Source organism: Pantanalinema rosaneae CENA516 (assembly GCF_050753385.1).
Lineage (GTDB): Bacteria > Cyanobacteriota > Cyanobacteriia > Leptolyngbyales > Leptolyngbyaceae > Pantanalinema > Pantanalinema rosaneae.
Map to the genome: position 1 here is coordinate 115,891 of NZ_JBLZFZ010000001.1, position 19,014 is coordinate 134,904.

At 49.2% G+C, this 19,014-nt stretch carries 12 protein-coding genes; 7 read left to right on the forward strand and 5 right to left on the reverse strand.

What is annotated here, in order from left to right:
• Nucleotides 1–7 precede the first annotated feature (7 nt).
• The gene (locus ACN4EK_RS00365; protein WP_431655332.1) at nt 8–235 is read right to left on the reverse strand and encodes a hypothetical protein; all 228 of its coding nucleotides are present in this window, start codon (nt 233–235) and stop codon (nt 8–10) included.
• Here ACN4EK_RS00365 and ACN4EK_RS00370 point away from each other — a divergent pair.
• Nucleotides 234–473: a hypothetical protein gene (locus tag ACN4EK_RS00370; RefSeq protein WP_431655333.1), complete on the forward strand. Its 240-nt coding sequence runs from the start codon at nt 234–236 to the stop codon at nt 471–473. The two genes, ACN4EK_RS00365 and ACN4EK_RS00370, sit on opposite strands and share 2 nt — an antisense overlap.
• Before the next feature lie 162 nt (nt 474–635).
• On the opposite strand, the gene fahA is transcribed toward ACN4EK_RS00370, so the two are convergent.
• Genes fahA through ACN4EK_RS00385 form a run of 3 tightly spaced genes read right to left on the reverse strand, consistent with a single transcriptional unit; the run spans nt 636 to nt 3,387 of the window.
• Nucleotides 636–1,943, reverse strand: a complete 1,308-nt coding sequence (gene fahA / locus ACN4EK_RS00375; RefSeq protein ID WP_431655334.1) for a fumarylacetoacetase — start codon at nt 1,941–1,943, stop codon at nt 636–638.
• Complete coding sequence (locus ACN4EK_RS00380) at nt 1,940–2,845, reverse strand: hypothetical protein (protein ID WP_431655335.1); 906 nt, start codon at nt 2,843–2,845, stop codon at nt 1,940–1,942. The genes fahA and ACN4EK_RS00380 overlap by 4 nt, the downstream gene beginning before the upstream one ends.
• Before the next feature lie 38 nt (nt 2,846–2,883).
• Nucleotides 2,884–3,387 (reverse strand): Lrp/AsnC family transcriptional regulator, encoded by a 504-nt coding sequence (locus ACN4EK_RS00385; protein WP_431655336.1) that lies wholly within the window; start codon nt 3,385–3,387, stop codon nt 2,884–2,886.
• Between the two features lie 428 nt (nt 3,388–3,815).
• Between ACN4EK_RS00385 and hppD (ACN4EK_RS00390) the strand changes: the two genes are divergently transcribed.
• From hppD (ACN4EK_RS00390) to ACN4EK_RS00410, 5 genes are all read left to right on the forward strand, one after another.
• The gene (gene hppD, locus ACN4EK_RS00390; RefSeq protein ID WP_431655337.1) at nt 3,816–4,907 is read left to right on the forward strand and encodes a 4-hydroxyphenylpyruvate dioxygenase; all 1,092 of its coding nucleotides are present in this window, start codon (nt 3,816–3,818) and stop codon (nt 4,905–4,907) included.
• Nucleotides 4,908–5,024: 117 nt separating this feature from the next.
• On the forward strand, nt 5,025–6,182 hold the full coding sequence (locus ACN4EK_RS00395; protein WP_431655338.1) for a homogentisate 1,2-dioxygenase: 1,158 nt from the start codon (nt 5,025–5,027) through the stop codon (nt 6,180–6,182).
• 65 nt (nt 6,183–6,247) lie between these two features.
• Nucleotides 6,248–7,171 carry a hypothetical protein gene (locus ACN4EK_RS00400; RefSeq protein WP_431655339.1) on the forward strand — a complete coding sequence of 308 codons (924 nt, stop codon included), beginning with the start codon at nt 6,248–6,250 and terminating at the stop codon, nt 7,169–7,171.
• 14 nt (nt 7,172–7,185) lie between these two features.
• Nucleotides 7,186–9,276 carry an AMP-binding protein gene (locus ACN4EK_RS00405; protein ID WP_431655340.1) on the forward strand — a complete coding sequence of 697 codons (2,091 nt, stop codon included), beginning with the start codon at nt 7,186–7,188 and terminating at the stop codon, nt 9,274–9,276.
• Between the two features lie 37 nt (nt 9,277–9,313).
• Entirely contained in the window at nt 9,314–10,489 is a 1,176-nt protein-coding gene (locus ACN4EK_RS00410; RefSeq protein ID WP_431655341.1) for a pyridoxal phosphate-dependent aminotransferase, read from the forward strand.
• Nucleotides 10,490–10,508: 19 nt separating this feature from the next.
• On the opposite strand, the gene hppD (ACN4EK_RS00415) is transcribed toward ACN4EK_RS00410, so the two are convergent.
• Nucleotides 10,509–11,591 (reverse strand): 4-hydroxyphenylpyruvate dioxygenase, encoded by a 1,083-nt coding sequence (gene hppD / locus ACN4EK_RS00415; RefSeq protein ID WP_431655342.1) that lies wholly within the window; start codon nt 11,589–11,591, stop codon nt 10,509–10,511.
• Nucleotides 11,592–12,381: 790 nt separating this feature from the next.
• Here hppD (ACN4EK_RS00415) and ACN4EK_RS00420 point away from each other — a divergent pair.
• A complete protein-coding gene (locus ACN4EK_RS00420; protein WP_431655343.1) occupies nt 12,382–18,990 on the forward strand; it encodes an amino acid adenylation domain-containing protein in 6,609 nt (2,202 codons plus the stop codon).
• Nucleotides 18,991–19,014 lie beyond the last annotated feature (24 nt).

Genomic DNA, 19,014 nt, shown 5'->3' on the forward strand with positions numbered 1-19,014 from the left:
GAGTCACTCAGACCACGATCGCCCTGCTCTTTCCCCGAAAACCGGAACAGCCCAGGTATTGAGGATGGGCGATCGCGCTCCAACAATGTGTATTTTTCAAAAAGAATCTCAGTAAAATTACCAGTTTTATACTATTCTTATTTTTCGTACCTAAACTAAAACGTGCTTGGATGTTTTGCCAGACTTTCCCCCGCTCTCTGGCAAAATCAATGCTAGTTTCTGGAGAATCGCTCATGAACAATTCAGAACAGGATGTATCTCATCAGCCATTAGGCGAGTCTTTACGTGAACTCGGTCTACTTTCAGATACGCAGATTCGGATTATTTTATATGAACAGCAGCGATCGCCAGGAAAGCGATTTGGGGAGCTATTGAAAGCTAAAGGTTGGGTCAATCAAAAAACGATTGATCTCCTGCTCCTGCGGCAGTGTCGCAGCCGCCTGTTATCGCTGCTAGAAAGAAACTCCGACTAATTGATCGAACCTAAATCCCATAAACCAAACTCCAGTAGTAGATTGCTGCTGGGGTTTTGATAGCAAAGCTAATGGTTTCAGTAAATTTGTTCTGGCAAGAAAAAATTAATGCTGAGGACATACAGCCGCCGTCTAGTCCCTGCGTTGAGTCCAGATTATCAATTAACTAATAATGCCACGGCACTCGCCTAGCCCAATTTTAGGATAACCGGCTCGTTCACAATATCCTCTCAAAATCACTTCGTCTCCGGCAAGTAGGAACGATCGCACCTCTCCAGTCGGTAGCTCGATCGGCTGAGTGCCCCGTTGAGTCGCTTCCAGTAAACATCCCTGTGTCCCACTTGCATCACCTGAGACAGTGCCACTGGCAAACAAATCCCCTGGACGCAGATTACAGCCGTTACTGGCATGGTGGGTCAGCATTTGGGCAACCGTCCAATACATCTGCTGAAACGAGCTAGAGCTTAAGCGTAAGGGAGGTAGATCCTGTTGGCGCATTTGGGCAGAGGTCAACCAAACTTCCAGCGTCAGGTCAATGCCGCCATGCTGCTGATTGTCGGCTGAGGTGAGATAGGGTAAGGGTTGAGGATCGTCCGGCGATCGCTCAAAGGCGGCACAGCGAAAGGGAGCCAGGGCTTCTAGAGTTACAATCCAGGGAGAGATGGTTGTCGCAAAACTTTTGGCAAGAAACGGCCCCAGGGGTTGATATTCCCAGGCTTGTATATCTCGGGCTGACCAATCGTTGACTAAACAGAGTCCAAATATGTAATCTTCGGCCTGGGCGATCGCGATTGTTTCTCCTAACGCATTACCTGCGCCGACAAAACAGCCAACTTCTAACTCATAATCCAGCATTTGGCAGGGAGCAAAGATCGGGACTGTTTCCTGCGGGGTCTTTCGTTGTCCAGACGGACGCTGAATCGGTGTGCCACTGGGCACGATCGACGATGCCCGTCCATGATAGGCGATCGGGACATATTTGTAATTGGGCAGTAAGGGATTGTCAGGACGAAACAGTTTGCCCACGTTGGTAGCATGGAAAATCGAGGCATAGAAGTCTGTATAGTCTCCGATCGTCGCCGGAAGCAACAACTCTGCCGTTAGCATCGGGACTAAAATAGCGTTGGCAGCAGGTGGAGTGTGCCCTGCACTGAGCAACTGACTTAAATGCTGACGCAATTGGGATGAGGCAGTGCGTCCCAGTGCCATTAAGGGATTGAGGCCAGCAGCAGAACAGGCGGCTTGGAGGGCTTCTGGTAGGTCTTGCAATAACCCCAATTGGGAACAGACCGTTAAATCGAGGATTTGATCGCCGATCGCAACGCCAATCCGGGGGGAGTCTGCTCCATCCGGACGACGAAATACCCCCAAAGGCAAATTTTGGATGGGAAAATCACTGCCGGACTGATTTGCCGATTCTACCCAACTGCGCAAATTCGGATCATGAGTGGCATCAATGGTGCAAATCATAGCAGTCCTAAAGTATGAAGATCAGTGATCGGGTCTTGGAATGAACAGGAGCCAAAGGAGTGAAAAAATTGTTGGCGAGACTGGTTAATTTCAGGAATTGATAGAGTGCGATCGTGCCACCTGATCGCTGTATCGGTAAATTGCAGTGGTGCGATCGTCAATGTTTCTAGAAGTGCAGTAGCTTCATCAAGTGACAGGCTTTGCTGATACACCAATGCCGCTAGCACCACGACATTGAGAAACCCATGCATCATCGCAACTGGACTATGCGGTTGCTCCGTCAGGAGATGTTTGCCCCGCAGGGGATGATGTAAACCCGCCGTCGCTTTAAATGGAATTCCTGCGGCTGCCAGAGCTAAGATCCGGTGACTGAGTTGGTGACTATCCGGAAAAGCGACTGCTGTTACACCGCCTGTCCGCAGTTTCGCGGCTCTGTTCGTTTGCTGCAAGACGCTCAGGTAGGGTGCTAACTCGGCATCCCCTGGAATTTCAAAAAACGCTGGTACGCTAGAGGGTAAATGCTGACAAACTTGAAAAATTTGCTCCGGCGGCAGGGGAGCAATTTCCCAAGCGGCGATCGTCATCCCTGTCTCAGGGTTTCCCCCACTCAAATCATTCATTGCTTGCAGTGTCGCCAGTTCCGCCATCCAATCCTTGGACAAAATTACACTCAGTGCCCAGGACGTAGTTGATTGCTGATCAGGAGCAAGTGTAGCTAGAGCTTGATCCAGTTCCACTAAGCGACTGGCTGGAATCACAAAATGATTAAGCATCCAGGCATAGGGTGAAACCTTAGCTCGATCGTAGACGGCGATCGCGTCCGGGAGACTGAGTTGGGCAGGTGGAAAGAGTCCAGCATAGTCCACGATCGAGGTTAGTAGTGCTTGCAACGACATCAACACCCGATTCACCTCCCTGTACTCTAACGCAATTCAGCCAGTTAACGATTTGCTTCCAAACTATCTAATGGTAGCGAGGTAGACACCTTCACTTCACTCAACACAATACTGGTACGAACTTTATCGACTCCCGGTAACTTTCTAATCTTCTCCGTTAAGAATTGTTCAAGCTGTTGCGGATTCGTGACCACCACCTTTAATAAATAATCAAATTCTCCTGTTAAATGATGACATTCCAGCACTTCCGGTAATCCTTGCACCTGTTCACAGAACTGCCCGACAGATTCCGGCTGTTCATGGGTAAGTGTCACCTGAGTAAAACATAGCAGATCTAATCCCAACGCTTCCCGATTAACGAGCGTCACATACCCTTCAATAAAACCATGTTCTTCCAGGCGTTTTAACCGCTTTTGTAACCCTGGAGGGGAAAGCTGGAGTTGGCGGGCTAATTCAGCACTACTGATTCGACTATTGGCTTGCAGTAGTCGCAATAACAGCCGATCTTTTTGATCTAATGGCTTCAGTTGCTCGGTTGGTTTAATCATAGGCTGAACTGATACAGAGGGCAATGTGAGCAACTTATTTCTCTAGATGTATGAAGCCACCAAAATTTATCAGTATCTTAGGAGAAGATGAACCCCGAATCAAGCTTAACAGTTAATTATATTCACTGGACGAGCCTTAAGGGTTAAATCTATAATCTAAGTACGGCTTCTCAGTTTAGTTTATTAACTATTCTGAGAAGCCTTAGGAACGCCACATCCAAGTTGAGGCTGCAAATCTCATAGTTGCTTCAACGGTTATTCTTACTTGCAAATTTGACGCTGACAACACTGTATCGGTGATTGTAAGAGGTTGCCGACGGTATCAGTTGGCATTGATTCTTGAGTATTGTTTTTGTAGTTGCCAGTTAGATGCAGCCACAATGACAATTAACTAATGTTTTATCCTGCCTCTGTCTAGGAGGAAGTGCATGAGTGATTTCTTTCCCATTCTCCGGTACGATCATCTGGAATTTTATGTTGGCAATGCTAGACAGGCGGCAGGCTTCTACGAAACATTTTTTGGATTTCAGAATACTGCCCACCGAGGCTTAGAGACAGGGAGCCGTAAAGTTGCCTCCTATGTGATGGAACAGGGAGGCATCCGCTTCGTCTTGAGTACCGCCTTAAGTTCCGAGCATCCGATCGCCCAACAGGTGCTCAAACATGGTGATCATGTAGCGGTGATTGCCCTGGAAGTCCCGGATGCGGTGGCTACCTATCGCCATGTGACTGCCCAAGGAGCCATAGGTGCAATTCCGCCTACGATCGCTGAGGATGAATTTGGTCTCCTTCGCTATGCGGCGATCCATGCCTACGGAGATGTATTAATCAAATTCGTCGATCGCCAGAACTACCAGGGAATCTTTGCCCCGGAATTCCAGCCGCAGCCGACTGTATCCGAGAATCGAGGTGTGGGGTTACAGGCGATCGATCACATTGTCGCGAATGTTGAGTTGGGTGACATGGATCGATGGGTGCAGTTTTTTGCGGACACGATGGGATTTCAACTGTTGATTCAATTTGATGATCAGGCAATTTCCACTGAATATTCAGCCTTAATGTCAAAAGTGATGCGCGATCGCTCCGGTCGCATTAAATTTCCCATTAACGAGCCAGCGTCCGGCAAAGGCAAATCCCAGATTCAAGAATATTTAGACTATCATCAAGGTGCAGGCATTCAACATATTGCTTGCTCGACTCCAGATATCATTACTACCGTCAGCAAACTGCGGCAAGCGGGAGTGCAGTTTCTGCATGTCCCCGCCACCTATTATCAAGATCTGACTGCCCGCGTTGGCAGGATCGATGAATCGATCGACCAGCTAGCCGAACTCGGGATTTTAGTTGATCGGGATCAGGAGGGCTATTTACTGCAAATCTTTACGCAACCGGTTGAGGATCGCCCCACGTTATTTTTTGAAATCATCCAACGTCACGGAGCCAGTAGCTTTGGTGAAGGTAATTTTAAGTCTTTATTTGAGGCGATCGAACGGGAACAAGCCCTACGGGGTAATCTTTAGCACGATCGCTCAACTCAGTTACGTCTAAACTCATCTTGATCGGTAAAACCTTACCCCGTTCTATCTCTATGCCCCCACCTACCCCATCCTGCCGTCCGGTCTTCATGAGGTAAGACCATGCCCTACTACTACCGCCTTGGTTCCATTCCCCATAAGCGCCATACCCAATTTCGCCAACCCGATGGTTCACTGTACCACGAAGAGTTGATGGGAATTCATGGCTTTACTGGCATTCAATCCCTTCTATATCATCTGCATCCCCCAACTCAGATTGATAGAATTCATTTAGAACATAAAATTACCCTAGAGTTTGAGGATTTTGGCGCATTACGGCATCGTCATCTACGCACTGGCAAAGTATCTAGTCAAGGGGACGCGATCGCAGCTAAAATTCCTCTATTAGCGAATAGCGATGTGTGTATTTCCGTGACTCACCCGACGGCACCCATGACCTATTGGTATCGGTTTGCCCACGGGGATGAAGTCATCTTTGTGCATGAGGGTAGCGGCATCCTGGAAACCCAGTATGGCAGTTTGCATTATCGTTCCGGTGACTATTTAGTCATTCCCACCGGGGTCATGTGGCGAATTCTACCCGATGTCGGAGAGTCGCAACGAATGTTGATGATTGAGGCGCAGGGGCATATTGAACCCCCGGCTCGTTATTTAAATCGCTATGGTCAGTTTTTGGAACATGCGCCTTATAACGAACGAGATTTGCGCCCACCAGACGCGTTAATTCCCCACGATCAGGTGGGTGAGTTTGAGGTGCGAGTGAAATCCCGCGATCGCATCACGACCTATATTTACCATCACCATCCCTTAGATGTGGTTGGCTGGGATGGCTATTTATACCCCTATGCCCTGAACATTCATGACTTTGAACCTGTCACAGGGCGAATTCACCAGCCCCCACCCGTACATCAGACTTTTGAATCGACGGGGTTTGTGATCTGTTCCTTTGTCCCCCGGTTATTTGATTATCATCCCTTAGCAATTCCAGCCCCCTATAACCATTCCAATGTCGATTCCGATGAGGTGCTGTATTATGCGGCTGGCAATTTTATGTCGCGCAAGGGCATCGAGCGATCGTCGATCACCGTCCATCCCAACGGCATTCCCCACGGACCACATCCCGGCATGTATGAGGGATCGATCGGTAAAGATCGCACCGACGAATTAGCCGTGATGATTGACACGTTCCGTCCCTTGAAATTCACTCAGCACGCGATCGAGATTGAGGATAGGCAGTATTCCTATAGCTGGATGGTTTAAAGCCTGTTGTTTGCAATGAAATCATCGGGTTAAACGTTGTGCTTCAAGGTTAGGAGGAAGGATCGATGAATTTTGTATTAACGCCCAATCAAACTCATTTAACTGTTTCGAGCCGAATTCAAGCGCGGTTGCAGCAGGGAGAATTATCTCAATGCCAGGTCAATGACTTTGAGGATTTTCTGCATCACGTCGATCGCGATTTTCTTCACCATCGGATTATTACTAACAATACTTATACCCGTTGGTTTCAAGCTGGAAACGCTACGGATGAAGAATTAAAGTATTTTATTCGCCAATTTTCAGTGTTTTCTAACCAATTTTTGATTGCAGCTTTGTTGAAAGTGATTAATTCACCGACATTACAACAGTCACGGGCAAGTCGAGAAATCTTGCTGAATGAGTTAGGCGTAATCTATCGCAAACCCGGTACACCGATCGCCGCTTCTGCCAGCCCACCTGAGGTTGATCTCGATCGCGAAGGGGATCCAGAGGTTGTCAGTACCGAAGGCACTGTGGATGGGGGGATCTGTCGCTTCCGAGCGGCTCATTTTGAATGGCTGATTGCCGTCGCCGCAGGATTGGGCTTGCATTACGAAGATTTAGGTCAACGCAAACATGGGAGTCCCAGTACCTTACATTTTTGTGATGAATTACAACGCCTGTATGGCAGTGATGATCCCAGTATTGCCGAAGGTGCGAGTTTCGCGGTGGAGAACTGGGCCGCCGCCGGATTCTGGCAGGAGTTAGAAGATGGCTTAATTCAGATCAAACACACTCGCCATCCCCAATTACCCTTAGCCTTTTTTACCTGGCACAATCGCGTTGAAGCGCAACATGCTGGACACACGTTAGAAGAACTGGAAACCGTTTATTTCCAACCGGAATTCGATCGCAGCAAGTTTATTCAGGGGGGGCAAGCCATATTGGCAGCGATCGCCGTTTTCTGGGATGGACTGGAACCCGATCGACAACATTCAGTTAACGCTTAAACCAGGTGGCGATGATGGTCAAGCAAGTGTCGCTGGAACAAATGCAGCAGTGTGGTGTAGAGTTAGCAACGGCAAGTGAACTACTCCCGCCAATTAATCAAGCCCTCGCATCATTGCCTGCGATCGCCTGTTGGCAATATCTCAGCCAGCAGATCTTACAACCGAGCCATCCGTTTGCTTTACATCAACTGCTACATGAAATTACGTTTGCAGACTGGGATCAGGATCTAGCTCCTGCCTGGATACCCACAGTTGAGCAAACTCAAGTTACCAATATTGCAGCATTCATGCAGGATCTAGCGATTACTTCCTACACTGATCTGCATATCTGGTCAACTCAAAATCGCTCTCGCTTTTGGGAGTTGATGATTCAACGCTTAGGCATTCAGTTTCATCAACCCTATACCCAACTCGTTGACCTATCTCAGGGGGCTGAATCACCGCAATGGTTCGTGAATGCGAAGCTAAATATAGTAGACAGTTGTTTTCAAGCAGATGGAGAAGCGATTGCGATCGTTACTCAATCAGAAACTACTCCCTTAACAACCTGGACATACAACGAACTACAAAATTTAACCAACCGAGTGGCGAATGGTTTAGTTGCTTTAGGTTTTCATCCCGGCAATGAGATCGCGGTTGATTTACCCATGACCGCAGAGGCCGTCGCCATTTACCTGGGCATCATCGCCGCCGGTTGCACTGTAGTTGGGATCGCCGATAGTTTTGCTGCCACTGAGATTGCCACCCGATTACGGTTAGCCAATGCTCAAGCCATTTTTACCCAGGACGAGATGCAACGGGGGGGCAAGTTACTTCCCCTGTATACTAAAGTGATTGCCGCCGAGGCTCCCTGCGCGATCGTTTTGTCTCAACAGGCGGAACCAACCGTAACACTGCGATCGGGAGATTTGACCTGGCAGGCATTCCTGAGTACGAATTCCCACTTCAACCCCATTCCTATGGCTCCTGGTAGTCATACTAATATTCTGTTTTCCTCCGGTACGACTGGCACTCCTAAAGCCATTCCCTGGACACAAACTACCCCAATTAAATGTGCGGTTGACGCTCACTTACACCAGGACATTCATCCTAGTGATGTGGTTGCCTGGTCAACCAATTTAGGCTGGATGATGGGGCCCTGGTTAATCTATGCCAGTTTAATCAACCGCGCCACGATCGCCCTATACGATGGCATCCCCACCACGCGGAACTATGGGGAGTTTATTCAGCAGGCAGGAGTCACGCGGTTAGGAGTCGTGCCCAGTTTAGTCAGTGCCTGGAAAGCCAGTAATTGTATGCAGGGGTTAGATTGGAGTGCGATCAAAGCCTTTAGCTCTACGGGGGAATGTTCCAATCCCCAGGACATGCTGTTTTTGATGGCGCTAGCGGGTTACAAACCTGTGATTGAATATTGTGGGGGGACGGAAATTGGCGGGGGGTATCTCACAGGCACAGTATTACAACCCTGTGTTCCAGCAACCTTCACCACTCCCGCCTTAGGGTTAGATCTGATGATTCTGGATGCGGACGATCGCCCAGCAGATAAGGGAGAAGGCTGGATTATTCCACCCGCGATCGGTCTTTCCACAGAATTACTGCATCAAGATCATGATCAAGTTTATTTCGCGAATACACCAACTTTCAACCAACCTGGACGTTCAGAGTTCAATGATTGCCTGAAATTACGTCGTCATGGCGATTACTTAGAACGTCTGCCCAATGGCTATTATCGAGTCTGTGGTCGAGTCGATGACAGCATGAATCTGGGCGGGATTAAAGTCAGTTCGGCGGATATTGAACGAGTGATCAATACCGTTGAGGGAGTTTGTGAAACAGCCGCGATCGCGGTAGCCCCCCCCAATGGCGGCCCCAGCCAATTAATCATTTATGCGGTGGTTTTACCAGGGACTGACACAACGGCACCAGGATTAACATCCATGCTGCAAACCGCGATCGCCCAACAACTCAATCCACTGTTCAAAATTCAGGATGTGATCATTGTAGAGAGATTACCTCGGACAGCATCTAACAAAGTCATGCGACGAGTGTTACGCGATCAATATCGCGAGATTGCTGGCAAGCCCCAATTTAGCCATACAACCTGATTTCCACCAAGTTAATGATTTCTGGTTTGAGGTGCTTATGGAATTTGCGACCCGGATGCAGCGATTAGGAACAGAATCAGCCTTTGATGTGTTTGCGAAGGCAAAACAACTCGAAGCGCAAGGACGATCGATCATTCATCTGGAAATTGGGCAACCCGATTTCCCCACCCCGTTGCCAATTTGTGAAGCCGCATTTCGAGCCATGAAAGATGGGTATACCGGCTATACTCCGGCGGCGGGTTTATTACCGTTCCGAGAAGCGATCGCAGAACATATCACCACGACCAGAGGCATTGAGATTCACCCGGATCATGTCGTGGTAACACCGGGAGCCAAGCCGATTATTTTCTTCACAGTGTTAGCCTTAGTCAACGAAGGCGATGAAGTGATTTATCCTAATCCCGGGTTCCCGATTTATGAATCAGTAATTAACTTTGTGGGGGCAAAACCTATCCCGTTACCATTGCGCGAAGAAATGGGATTTCGATTTCATCTCGATGATTTAGTCGATGCTGTATCCGATCGCACCCGACTCTTGATTCTCAACTCGCCCCAAAATCCCACCGGCGGATTGTTGCAACCTGAAGATTTAGCCGCGATCGCCGAACTGGCTGAACGACATAACTTTTACATCCTATCGGATGAAATTTATTCTCGGATTCTCTATGACGGCAAGCATATCAGCCCGATCCAATTGCCGGGGATGAAAGACCGCACTATCCTACTGGATGGTCATTCTAAAACCTATGCCATGACTGGATGGCGATTGGGTTATGGCATTTTTCCCCAACCCCTGGTAGAAGGAATTGTCCGCTTGATGATTAATTCCAATTCCTGCACCTGCGCCTTCACGCAAATGGCGGGGATGGCAGCACTCAAAGGGTCACAGGCTTTTGTTGAGAAAATGGTTGCCGAGTTCCAACGTCGCCGCGATGCTGTTGTCGCTGGCTTAAATACCATTCCAGGCATCCATTGTCTCAAACCCGCCGGAGCGTTTTACGCCTTTCCCAACATCAAACAACTACCATTATCGGCAAATGCCCTGGCAGATTATTTACTGGAGCAAGCCGGAGTTGCGGTGTTATCGGGGACAGCATTTGGTCACTATGGCGATGGTTATCTTCGCATCTCCTATGCCAACTCATTGACCAATATTCAGGAAGCGATCGAGCGAATGCGATCGGCAATCCTCACTCTGCCGTTACAGCCCTAAGCCAAATTTAGGCACTGTACTAAAGGTTGCCACGTAAGGCTTGTTCGCGCTCCAGGGCGACAAATAATGACTTGAAGTTACCCGCCCCAAACCCGCGTGAGCCGTGGCGTTCGATGATTTCAAAGAATAAGGTAGGACGATCGCCAATGGGCTTGGTAAACAGTTGTAAGAGATATCCTTCGTGATCGCGATCGACGAGGATACCTAATTCTGCCAGTTGCTCAACCGGTAAATCAATTTCCTTCACCCAATCGCCCAGGTCATCATAATAGGTTTTGGGAATCGGCAGAAATTCTACTCCCGCTTGTCGCAGGCGAATCACGGTCTGAACAATGTCATCGGTCGCCAGACCTAAGTGCTGCACTCCGGCTCCATGATGGTAATCCAGGTATTCTTGGATTTGCGATTTCCGCCGTCCCTTCGCCGGTTCATTAATGTTGATAATCGTTTTGTTGCCGTTTTCCAAAACTTTTGACATTAAGGCTGAGTATTCGGTGGAAATGGCATGATCATCAAAATGCATCCGCACATCAAATCCCAACGTCTTGACGAAAAAATCTACCCATTGATCCATCGCCCCAAATTCAACATTACCCACCACATGGTCAATACTCTTTAAACCCATAGAGTTATTGGGAGATGACCGATGCACAAAGCCTGGAGCAAAGATGCCATGATAGTCGGTGCGATCGACAAATTTGATTAACGTATCGCCAAAGGCGTGAACCGCCGCAAACTGAAAGACTCCATACTGATCCTCTTGGGTGGTAGGAGGAATTGCCCCGATCGCTCCATGTTCTGTAGCGTGCTGGTAAGCCGTGAAAACATCGCTCACTTCCAGGGCAATCACAGCGATCGTATCCCCATGTTTGAACACACTTCGAGCGATCGCATAATCCGGGCTTAACGATGAACTGATGACAAACCGAATCTCGCCCTGTTCTAGTACATAGGAAGTGGTTTTGCGTTCCCCCGTCTCTAGCCCTCGATAGGCTGTCGTGGTAAATCCAAAGCATTTGGCATAAAACATGGCAGCTTGCTTCGCATTACCAACATAAAATTCCAGGTGATCCAGTCCTTTGATAGGGCAAACATTAGCCATGGTAATTTCTCCCGCACAGGTGAATGAAGTAAGAGGATGAATGTAACTTAAAGAGATTTTATGGATGACTTAGACCCTTTATGCGCCGCGAAATCGTTATGTACTGGAATTCACAGGTTAGAGCTAGAGAAGCATAGCTAAACAACCAAATTCTGCTGGTGGCATATCACGACTTCAGGCATTGAACTGTCACTATTCAGGAATGGACTTCACTATAAGCGGGTTGAAACCGGATCGGCAGTAGATTTACGTAGTCTTCATGAAAATCCAGGGCTTTATTAAGATCACACCGCAGATTTCCCAGTATTTTACGGAATTAAGTGAAATGCCGATGTAGCGGTTACCTCGTATATTTTGCAAGGTAACCGTTGATACAACTTATAGAGATCATAAAGTTTTCTTGAACAAGAGGGTAATCCTGTTCATTGCCCAAAACCTGATCAAAGTCCTACCTGCTGGCAATTGCTGCGGTGCCACCCCAGTATCTACCCTTAGACTTATATTTTTTTCCAGTAAACTTCCGGGAAACTACTGGCTTTGGTAAAATAGCCATGCTAATTTTCAGGTCTAGATAATTTAATCTATCTTCTTACTTAGCTATCCATTTAGAGAGTATGGAATGTTTCAACTAGAGTAACTAAGAATCAGGAATTAGCTATCCGGCTACTGTAGCCCTTAAAGATCTCTTGCATCAAAATTGTGCGATCGCCACTGCTAGTCTCTAGCAGCTAGATTGGCTGATTCAACCTGTCAATATAAATTAGTTTGCCCTATTTTCAGGAGTGTTGCGATGGTTGCTAGTAATCAAACAGTTGGCTCATTCACCGAAACCACCGGAACAAGTTTAGACTCCGCTTCAATATTGGCAGCTAACGCTGCATCGGTTACGTTGTCAACCGCCGCTCATCTGCAAACACCGACGGCAAGCTCAGACCCCTCACCGCTACAACTACCAGGGGATTTTCTCAAACTACCTCAGACAACGTATCAACCAGAATATTTTGCCTTCACGCTTCCGCCTCATTTAGTAGAGCAACTGCAAACCCAAGCATCCTCTTCCCCAATTAACTCTCGATCGCTGGTCTTGGCAGCTTTTCACGCTCTACTCTACCGCTACGCTCCCCAAAACACCATTCGCTTAAATCTAACGGTTTCAGATCAGCACCAGAATTTGACCAGCGTAATTCATACAAATATTGATAGCCAATTAACATCTGAAACACTAATTGATCAATTAAATTGCACTTTACAACGATGCCAAGCTAGCAAACCAGATGAGGTAGAATCAGCCACAGAATCATCCCTGCCAATCTCAATTACCTTTATTGATCATTTTCTGGAAGATGAAGCCCATTGGTTATCAGATTTTCACTTTACATCAGAATCCGGTAGCAACCCCGATCTACATCTACTCGTCCTCCAACAAGCTCATACGATTTCAGTCATTCTAAGGTACAACGCCAATCTGTTTAAGCCCGATACGATTAAGCGGCTGGCAGGTCATTTGCAGGTATTAGTCACTGCTATGCTTGACGATCGCAACAGTACGATCGCCCAATTACCGCTCCTGACTCAAGCGGAACTCGATCAACTCTTAATCACCTGGCAGAGTTCAACGATCGATTACCCCCAAACCATTGTTCATCAATATATTGAAACTCACGCGGTTCAGCGCCCCGATGCGATCGCGGTTAGATTCAAAGATCAATCCCTCACCTACGCAGCTCTGAATCAGCAAGCTAACCAACTGGCTCATTACCTGCATCAACTGGGAGTGGGAGCCGAGGTCAGAGTGGCGGTCTGTGTCGAGCCATCTCTGGATGTTGCGGTCAGTTTATTCGGCATCTGGAAAGCAGGTGGCGTTTATGTCCCCCTCGATCCGACCTATCCGGCGGCGCGGTTAACAACCATTCTGGAGGATACCCACCCTCAGGTTTTGTTAACGCAATCTCATTTGCTGCCGAATGTACCGGCTTTAGCCAATCACATTTTTTGCCTGGATACCGATTGGGAATTGCTTCAGTCCCAACCCAGCCATAATCCCGATCACGACATTGAGATCGAGCAAACAGCGTACCTGGTTTATACCTCTGGCACAACGGGCAAACCTAAAGGGGTGATGGCAAGTCACGGGAATTTGATCCACTATTTGCTGGCTGCCCAGGCGCAATTTGGCTTTAATTCCCAGGATGTCATGCCTGCGATCGCGCGATTCACCTTTAGCATCACCTTTTTTGAACTCCTATCGCCGCTGGTGGCAGGGGGGACATTACTGTTGCTGGAACGGGATCATATTCTAGACTTCAAGCGACTGGTGCAAACCCTGACCCAGGTGAGTGTGCTTCATACCTCACCGAGCTTAATGCGTAAACTACTGGTTTACATTAAAGAAAATGGTCTGGATCGCCAACGATTTCCCAACCTCCGCCATGCCTCCTGTGGGGGCGATCTGGTTCCTGCCGATCTCTTAGAAACGATGAAAACCGTGTTTCGGCAGGCAGAAATTTATGTGATCTATGGTTGTAGTGAAGTCAGTTGCATGGCGTGTGCCTACCCGGTATCCCGGCAGCAGGTGATGACCAAGAGCCTGGTTGGCAAACCCTTTAATAATGTAACGGTGCGATTATATGACCCCCAGCACAACCTGGTGCCTATCGGGATTGCCGGAGAAATCTACATTAGTGGTGCCGGAATTACCCAAGGCTATCTGCATCAACCGGAACTGACCCAAGAAAAGTTTGTTACTATTGAGCAGCAACGATTCTATCGCACTGGAGACTTAGGACGGTTTGATGCTAGTGGAAATTTAGAAATTCTGGGTCGGTCTGATTTCCAAATCAAACTCCGGGGCATTCGGATTGAACTGGGTGATATTGAAACCACCTTACGGCAGGTTCCCGGTGTACGGGAAGGCATTGTTGTCGATCGCGAGATCAATGGTGAGAAAAGTCTAGTCGCCTACGTGGTACTGGATCACGCCAAGCCGACCACCGTTGCGGCAATGCGGCAGTTTCTCCAAGCCAAACTACCGGATTACATGGTGCCAGCCGCCTTTGTAGTGCTGGAGGCAATGCCCGTTAACATCAATCAGAAGATCGATCGCCGCGCCTTACCGGCTCCGACCTTCTCGAGATCGGAGTTCGATCATCCCGCCTATGTGGCACCCAAGACAAAATTAGAGAAATTACTGGCACAGACCTGGGCAGAAGTCTTGGGATTTGCAGAAATCAGCCTCCATGATGACTTTTTTGCCCTCGGCGGACATTCCTTAATGGCAGCACAGGTGATCTATCGGTTACAGGATGCCCTGTCCCTGGAGATTCCCATTAGCCGCTTATTTGAACTCCCAACGATCGCGGCTTTAGCCGAACACCTGAGCCAACCAGCAGACGGCGATCATCCTGGTTTAGCCCCGATTACGCCAATTCAACGCACCAGTGATTTACCCCTGTCCTCCGCGCAGTCTCGTCTCTGGTTCTTGAGCCAATTAGAGGAAGGGATTGCTTACAATATTCCACTGGTTTTAAAGCTGGATGGAGCCTTAAGTATCACCGCCTTAGAACACAGCTTAACCGAAATTGCCCGACGGCACGAAGCCTTGCGAACCACATTTCCTGTTGTTCAGGGAACTCCAGTACAACGAATTTTGCCGCCCCAGGCGGTGGTCGTGCCCATTATAGACCTGGTAGCCATCCCTGCCGATCGCCAACTAGCAGAAGTGCATCGCCTAGCCCAAGCCGAAGCCCAACGCCGATTTAATCTAGCCCTCGATCGTCCCTTACGGTGTACGTTACTGCGATTGGAGGCGAGTACCCATGTGTTGCTCGTTACGATGCACCACATCGCCTCGGATGGTTGGTCACTGGGGGTATTCCGACGGGAACTGGCATCCCTTTATACGGCATTTTTCCAGGGAGCAGCATCACCTTTAGCAGAATTACCAATTCAGTATGCCGACTTTGCCCACTGGCAACACCAACACCTGCAAGCCCCGACGCAGACCCAGCACCTCACCTACTGGCAACAACAGTTAGCGGGCGCACCTCCCCTATTGGAACTCCCTACCGATCGTCCGCGTCCACCGATCCAAAGCTTCCGGGGTGGCAGCGAATTCTTCCTGTTAGATGCCCAACTGACGCAACAACTGAAGGCGTTCAGCCAGCGATCGGGGGCGACATTATTTATGACATTGCTAGGGGCATTAGCAACTCTGTTATCCCGCTATAGCCAGCATCACGATATTGTGATTGGTTCCCCGATCGCCAACCGCAACCGGGTGGAACTAGAGCCGCTGATTGGTTTCTTTATTAACCTGCTTGCCCTCCGCATTGATCTGAGTGGCGATCCACAGTTCTCAGAATTGTTGCAGCGAGTCCGACAGGTAGCGTTAGATGCCTATGCCCATCAGGACACACCGTTTGAGCAGGTGGTAGAAGCAGTACAACCAGAACGGAATCTCAGCCATAGTCCCCTGTTCCAGGTGCTATTGATTCTGCAAAACTCTCCGACGGATCCGGTCAACCTCCCTGGCTTAACCCTCAATCCGTTGCAAGTGGAAAGCGGAACTGCCAAATATGACATCACACTGATGATGGAGGAAACCGAGGCAGGCATCATTGCCGAATTGGAATATAACCAGGATCTGTTCGATCGCGCCACAATCCGCCGGATGGTCGGTCACTTCCAAACCCTGTTACAGGGAATTATTGCCGAGCCAGAACAACCGATTTCTGCCCTACCGCTCCTGACCGCCGCCGAAACCCAGCAAGTCTTGGTGGAGTGGAATCAAACCGATCTGGCATACCCACCGGAACCCTGTATTCACCAGCTATTTGAATCGCAGGTCGAACGGACTCCCGATGCGATCGCCATCGTGTTTGAAGATCACCACTTGACCTATCGGCAACTGAACGATCGGGCGAATCAAGTTGCTCACTATCTCCAGACGTTAGGGGTAAAACCGGAAGTCATTGTCGGAATCTGCTTAGAACGCTCCCTAGAGATGGTGGTGGGTCTGCTGGGTATCCTCAAAGCGGGCGGCTCCTACGTTCCCCTCGATCCTGCCTACCCGCACGATCGCCTGTCATACATGATCGAAGACTCGCAGTTGCCCGTTCTTCTGACCGAGCGAGGATTCCAGCATCAGTTTGCCGAACAGGCTGTCCAAATCGTTTGCCTTGACACTGATTGGAGTGCGATCGCTCAACAACCGACCAGCAATCTCGACAGTGATGTAGCGGCGGACAACCTGGCATACACGATTTATACCTCTGGTTCCACGGGGAAACCAAAAGGGGTGCAAATCTGTCATCACACGGCGGTCAATTTCCTCAATTCGATGCGACTGCAACCGGGATTAACCGCAGAGGATATTCTCCTGGCAGTCACTACAATTTCCTTTGATATTGCAGTGCTGGAACTGTATCTGCCATTGATGGTAGGGGCACAAGTGATATTGGCAACTCGGATGGTCGCGGCTGATGCCAAACAACTGTCAGACCTGTTGGCACAGTCAGGGGCTACGGTGATGCAAGCCACCCCGGCTACCTGGCAAATGTTATTAGCTGGAGGTTGGCAAGGCGATCGCCGCTTGAAGATGCTGTGTGGTGGGGAAGCCATGTCTCGCAACCTGGCGGATCAATTGCTGGAGCGCGGGAGTTCTCTGTGGAATATGTATGGTCCAACGGAAACAACGGTCTGGTCAGCCGCCTGTGAAGTGAAATCTGGGACTGGATCTATTCCGGTTGCCGAACCGATCGCCAATACTCAAATTTACATCCTGGCAGAATCCTCCTATCCCAGCGCTGGTTCCGTTTATCCAGTGCCCGTTGGTATCCCTGGGGAAGTCCATATTGGGGGGGATGGCTTGGCACGCGGCTATCTCAACCGACCGGAATTGACGAACTCGCGGTTTATTCCCGATCCCTTTAGCGATCGCCCCAATGCTCGTTTGTATAAGACCGGGGATCTGGCTCGCTTCCGTCCCGATGGTAGCCTGGAATTCCTGGGTCGGATTGACCATCAGGTGAAGGTGCGGGGTTTCCGGATTGAACTCGGTGAAATTGAGGCGGTACTCAGCCGCTATCCCATGCTTAAACAAGGGGTGGTCACGGTTCGGGAGGATACTCCGGGGGATCAACGCTTAGTCGCTTATTTCACAACTAAGGGTGATGCAATTCCCACTCCGTCCGCGATGCGCCAGTTCCTGAAGGAACAGTTGCCCGATTACATGGTGCCTGCGACCTTTGTCAAACTCGATGCCCTACCCCTGACCCCGAATGGCAAGGTCGATCGGCGGGCATTACCCGCTCCTGATCCAGCGCTGGTAGCTGATCCGAGTGAAAACTTTGTCGCACCTAGAGATGAGATGGAACGGCAATTGGTCGAGATTTGGCAAGAGGTATTGCAAGTCCAGCCGATCGGCATTCACGACAACTTCTTTGAACTCGGGGGACATTCCCTCTCAGCCGTCCGCGCCTGGGCAAAAGTCGAGGAAGTATTTGGCAAAAACCTGCCGATTACTACCCTGTTGCAATCACCGACGATCGCCGAACTATCCCTCTTACTGCGAGAGGTGGGCAGTGAAGAGCATTTTGGTGATCTAGTCCCCCTGCGCGTCGGCGGTCACAAACCACCCCTATTTTGCTTATATGGCATTCTGTTGTATCGGGAATTAGCCCAACAGTTTGATCCCGATCAACCCGTCTATGGAGTTTACCTGCAAGAAGAGATCGATTTGTTGAAAACTGGCAACATTGACCAGCAGAATTCTATCTTCTCCAGTGTGCCGAAGATTGCCGAGCGCTATCTCCAGGCGATTCGCACCTTGCAACCCCACGGGCCTTACTATCTGGCTGGGGAATCCTTTGGAGGTGTAGTGGCATTTGAGATGGCACAACAACTGCAAGCGATGGGAGAAGAGGTTGCCTTGATTGCCCTGTTCGATTCTAAAGCGCCCCTGTGCCATAACCGCCTGTCGCGGCGGCAAAGGCTGAAATTACATGGCAAACTGCTGTTCCAGCAAGGACCTGCCTATCTGGTCAAGAAAGTTCAGGGCAATCTAGCGTCATTGCAGAAACAGCTATCTACCCGGTGGTATCGGACAACTCAAGGCACTCAATCCGCAATGCAGGCTCAGGTAGACACCACGCCCCAGGATATTCGGCAAGAGGTTCGCGATCGTGCTATGCAAAACTATGTGCCTCAACCCTACACGGGACGGGCAGTATTATTCCGAGCTATGGATCGGGATGTATTCGACTATAGCGATCGCTGTATGGGGTGGTCAGCCTTTACCGATCATCTGGAGATCTTCGATGTGCCAGGAGATCACCTGGGCATCCTCAAACAACCGAATGTGCCCGTGTTAGCCGAGAAATTGCAAGCCTACCTTGGCTAACCCCTGACTGACCCGTTTCCCGGT